A 4088-nucleotide genomic window follows, 5' to 3' on the forward strand; every position below is an offset into this window, starting at 1 on the left:
CCTGTTCTTCTCGCTCCTCACCCTTACCCGCCCGCAGGGGCCCCGCGGGACAGGCGACCGGCGACGCGACCGGTGACGCGTGCCGGCTTTCGCGCATCCGCACCCCCGTCGCGCCGCCGCGGCGTGCCCTTCCGAGCGGAGCCTCCCGACCGCCGTCCCGCGGGTCCGCCCCGCGTACTCGTCTCGCGCACCGGCGACCGGTGCGCCGAAGGCGCGCGCTCGCGCGCCGACATCCCCTTCACCTGGAGTGATGCCGCTTATGGCAGAGATCAGGTCGCCGCGCCTCCTCTTCGAGGAATGCCGGCGGTACACCGCGCAGCTGTCCGAACTGCGCATGCTGCTCGAGGAGCGGCTCGACGCGGCCCGGGCCGAGCTGGCCCGGGTGCGTGACCCGTACGACACGCGCGTACGGCAGGCGCGGCGCGACGTCGCCGCGGTCGAGGCGGCGCTGGAGCGAATGGATCGGGGCCTCTACGGCACCTGCACCCGATGCGAGGCGTTCCTGCCGCTCGACCGGCTCAGGCTCGCGCCGCACGTGCAGCAGTGCGCGGCCTGCGCCGGCGAGGCCCGGATGTCGGCATGACGGTCATGACCGGCATGACCGGTGTCAACGGGAGGAGAGGCGGGGGAGCGGCCCTCGCCCTCGACCTCGGCACCGCGCGGACCCGGCTGCTGCTGTCCGGCAGCACGGCGATCAAGGAGCGGCCCTCGGCGTGCGGCGATCCGGGGACGCGCAGGTGGCCGGTGCGGCACGGCATGGTCGCCGACATGCCCGGATGCGCGCGGCTGGTCCGCACGGCGCTGCGGGACGCCGTCACCGAGCGGCACCCGCCCCTCGAACGCGTCCTGCTCGGCGTGCCCGTCGCGGCCTCGCGGCTGGACCGGCGCGCCGCGTTCGCGGCGGTCAGCAGCGCCGCCGGCTGCCGGGTGACCATCGTCGAGGAGCCGCTGGCCGCGGCGGTCGGCTGCGGCGTGGACATCGCCGATCCCAGGCCCCGGCTCCTGCTCGACGCCGGGGCGGGGATCGCCGAGGCCGTCGTCATCCGGGCCGGCGAGATCGCCGACGCGGGTGCCGTACAGGTCGCCGCGGGCGGTCCGGCGGAGGGCGCCGGCTGCCCGCCGTACGCGCGGGAACGCGTCGTGGCGATGGTCGCCGACCTGATCGCGCGCGTTCCCGCCGCCCTGCGGGCCATCGTCAGGCAGCAGGGCCTGCTGATCACGGGTGGCGGCGCCCTCGACCCGGAGCTGGCCCGCAAGCTCTGCGCGGAGCTGCGGATCACCGTCAGCCCCGCGGCCGATCCCGCCAACGCGACCGTCAGAGGGCTGGCCTGCCTGCTGTCCACGGTCGAGCACCGCACTCCCGGCATGTCTGCCATCGGACGAGAGGACGTCGACGATGACCACCAGTGACGAGTTCACCGCCATCAGCAGGCCGCAGATGCAGGCCATGCGCGCGGACCTGGAGGAGCAGCTCCAGTGGCGTGAGGTGCAGCTGCGCGATCTGCGGGCCGCCGTGGACGGCGGCAACGACGGCGCGGCCAGGCTCGCCCTGCTCGCCGACGTCGCCGCCACCGAGCGGGCGGTCGCCGAGCTGCGCAAGGCGCTGGAGCGGATCGAGGAGGGCAGCTACGGCCAGTGCGCCGACTGCGCGGCGGCCATCCCGTTCGGCCGGTTGAAGATCCGGCCCATGGCCCGCTACTGCATCACCTGCCAGCGGCGCCACGAGGCCCGCTGACGCCGGCGCGCCCGCTCCGCCCCCGCACGCCGGGGGCGGAGCGGCCCGGGCCGCTCTCACTGAGCGGGAGGGCCGGGGCGGCCGGGCGCGGGGTCTGCCACGGTGGGGATCGGCGATCGGCTCCCCCCGACCGGCAGATTGGATTGAGCACAAGTGACGCAGATCCGAGGACTCGGCTACCTCAAGGTCCAGACGCGTGACATCGGGCGCTGGCGCGGCCTCCTCATCGACGGCCTCGGCTTCGCCGAGGGGTCCGGGCCGGACCCGGACGGGCTGTACCTGCGCATGGACGAGCGCCGCGCGCGGCTCGCCGTGCTGCCCGGCGACATCGACCGGGTGCTCGCGGTCGGCTGGGAGGTGCGCGACCAGTTCGCGCTCGCCGCCGTCGGCCGCGCCGTCGAGGCGTCCGGCACACCGGTCAAGGTGCTGTCGGACGAGGAGTCCGCCGAGCGCGACGCCGAGGCTGCCATCGCCTTCACCGACCCCGCGGGCGTGCCCGTCGAGGTCTTCTTCGGGCCCGTGCTCGACCACAGCCCGGTCGTCACCGGCCTGGGCCAGAAGTTCGTGACCGGCGCGCAGGGGATGGGCCACGTCGTGGTGCCCACCACCGCGATGGACGAGACGGTCTCCTTCTACACCGAGGTGCTCGGTTTCCTGCCCCGGGGCGCCATCAAGATGGGCGGCGGGAAGCCGCCGTACCGCCGGGTGCGCTTCATGGGCGTCAACCAGCGCCACCACAGCCTCGCGATCTGCCCCGCCGGGTACGCCGGCGACCCCGGGCTGGTGCACCTGATGGTCGAGGTGGACAGCCTCGACGCGGTGGGCATGGCGCTCGACCGGGTGCGCAAGGCGGGCTTCTCGATCTCCTCCACCCTCGGCCGGCACACCAACGACAAGATGGTGTCCTTCTACGTCCGCGCCCCCGGAGGCTGGGACATCGAGTACGGCACCGAGGGCATGCGCGTCGACGAGACGTACTACACGGCCGAGGAGATCACGGCCGACAGCTACTGGGGCCACGACTGGTCCGGGTCCGAGCCGCTGGCCACCTTCGTTCCCAGGAAGTGAGCCGGCCGATGCGATCGGTGGAACCGGTGGCGGCCGGGTCCGTCGCGGCGTTCGACCACGAGTGCGACGTGCTCGTCGTCGGCTTCGGCTGCGCCGGGGCGGCCGCCGCGTACGAGGCCGCGACGGCGGGCGCGGACGTGCTCGTGCTGGAGCGGGCGGGCGGCTCCGGCGGCTCGTCCGCCATGTCGGGCGGCGAGCTGTACCTCGGCGGCGGCACGGCCGTCCAGCGGGCCTGCGGGTTCGAGGACGACCCGGACAACATGGTCGCCTACCTCGCGGCGGCGCTCGGCCCGCACGCCGACGCGGAGAAACTGCGGCTCTACTGCGACGGCAGCGTCGAGCACTTCGAGTGGTTCCGGGCCAGGGGCGTGCCGTTCAACGCGTCGTTCTACGACGCGCCGAGCTGGATGCCGCCGACGACCGACGGTCTCATGTGGCTGGGGGAGAACGCCTGGCCGTACACCACCCTCGCGCGGCCGGTGCCGCGCGGGCACCGGCCGGCCGTCGAGAGCTGGGGCGGGCGGCTGCTCATGGACACGCTCGTCGAGGCGGCGCGGGCGGCCGGAGCCGCGTGTCACGCCGACACCCGCGCCGGCAATCTCGTCCTCGGCGCCGACGGCCGGGTCGCCGGGGTGGTGGCCCGCCGGTACGGCGAGCGGGTGACCTACCGCGCCCGTAGGGGAGTGGTGCTGACCACCGGCGGGTTCGTCGACAACGAGGAGATGCTGGCCGACCACGCCCCGGTGCTGATCGGGCACGGCAAGGTCAGCGCCGGACTGGACGACGGCGGCGGCATCCGGATGGCCACCGCCGTCGGCGCGGCCACCCGCCGCATGGGCGAGGTCGAGATCGCGATGACGGCGCTGCCCGCGATGCTGGTGCGCGGCATGCTCGTCAACGGGCTGGGCCGCCGCTTCATCAACGAGGACGTCTACCCCGGCCTGTTCAGCGTCGCCGCCGTCCGGCACCAGCCGGGGCCGTACTGGGCGATCATCGACGAGGAGGGCTACGAGGACATCCCGGCGCGGGACCTGTGGGGCGTGCGCCCGGTCTTCGTCGCCGAGACCCTCGCCGAGCTGGAGGAGTCGCTCGGCATGCCGCCCGGCGCGCTGGAGGACACCGTCGCGGTGTACAACCGGCACGCCGAGCGGGGCGAGGACCCCTACTTCCACAAGGACCCGAAGTGGCTACGCCCGTTGAAGGGGCCGTTCGCCGCCGCCGATCCGCGCCTGGGGTTCGGCATGGGCGACCGCGACAGCGCGGGCAAGGGGACCGGAGCCGCCGG

At 74.6% G+C, this 4088-nt stretch carries 5 protein-coding genes; all 5 read left to right on the forward strand.

Annotated elements, in window-relative coordinates; all coding sequences use genetic code 11:
• Window positions 1-259 precede the first annotated feature (259 nt).
• Window positions 260-583: a TraR/DksA C4-type zinc finger protein gene (locus tag AB0J39_RS38565; protein ID WP_363474026.1), complete on the forward strand. Its 324-nt coding sequence runs from the start codon at window positions 260-262 to the stop codon at window positions 581-583.
• Window positions 580-1410: a rod shape-determining protein gene (locus AB0J39_RS38570; RefSeq protein ID WP_363474028.1), complete on the forward strand. Its 831-nt coding sequence runs from the start codon at window positions 580-582 to the stop codon at window positions 1408-1410. Before AB0J39_RS38565 ends, AB0J39_RS38570 begins: the two co-directional genes overlap by 4 nt.
• On the forward strand, window positions 1397-1735 hold the full coding sequence (locus AB0J39_RS38575) for a TraR/DksA family transcriptional regulator (RefSeq protein ID WP_363474030.1): 339 nt from the start codon (window positions 1397-1399) through the stop codon (window positions 1733-1735). The genes AB0J39_RS38570 and AB0J39_RS38575 overlap by 14 nt, the downstream gene beginning before the upstream one ends.
• A gap of 153 nt (window positions 1736-1888) precedes the next feature.
• Window positions 1889-2803, forward strand: a complete 915-nt coding sequence (locus tag AB0J39_RS38580) for a VOC family protein (protein WP_363474032.1) — start codon at window positions 1889-1891, stop codon at window positions 2801-2803.
• Window positions 2804-2811: 8 nt separating this feature from the next.
• Window positions 2812-4088, forward strand: a 1277-nt coding sequence (locus AB0J39_RS38585) for an FAD-dependent oxidoreductase (RefSeq protein WP_363474034.1), incomplete at its 3' end; no start/stop codon positions are given.

It is taken from the genome of Microbispora sp. NPDC049633, assembly GCF_040675265.1.
In the GTDB taxonomy this organism is placed as follows: Bacteria; Actinomycetota; Actinomycetes; order Streptosporangiales; family Streptosporangiaceae; genus Microbispora; species Microbispora maris.

Coding starts and splice junctions, on each gene's coding strand:
- AB0J39_RS38570 (WP_363474028.1), top strand. CDS start 580: ATGACGGTCATGACCGGCATGACCGGTGTCAACGGGAGGAGAGGCGGG.
- AB0J39_RS38575 (WP_363474030.1), top strand. CDS start 1,397: ATGACCACCAGTGACGAGTTCACCGCCATCAGCAGGCCGCAGATGCAG.
- AB0J39_RS38565 (WP_363474026.1), top strand. CDS start 260: ATGGCAGAGATCAGGTCGCCGCGCCTCCTCTTCGAGGAATGCCGGCGG.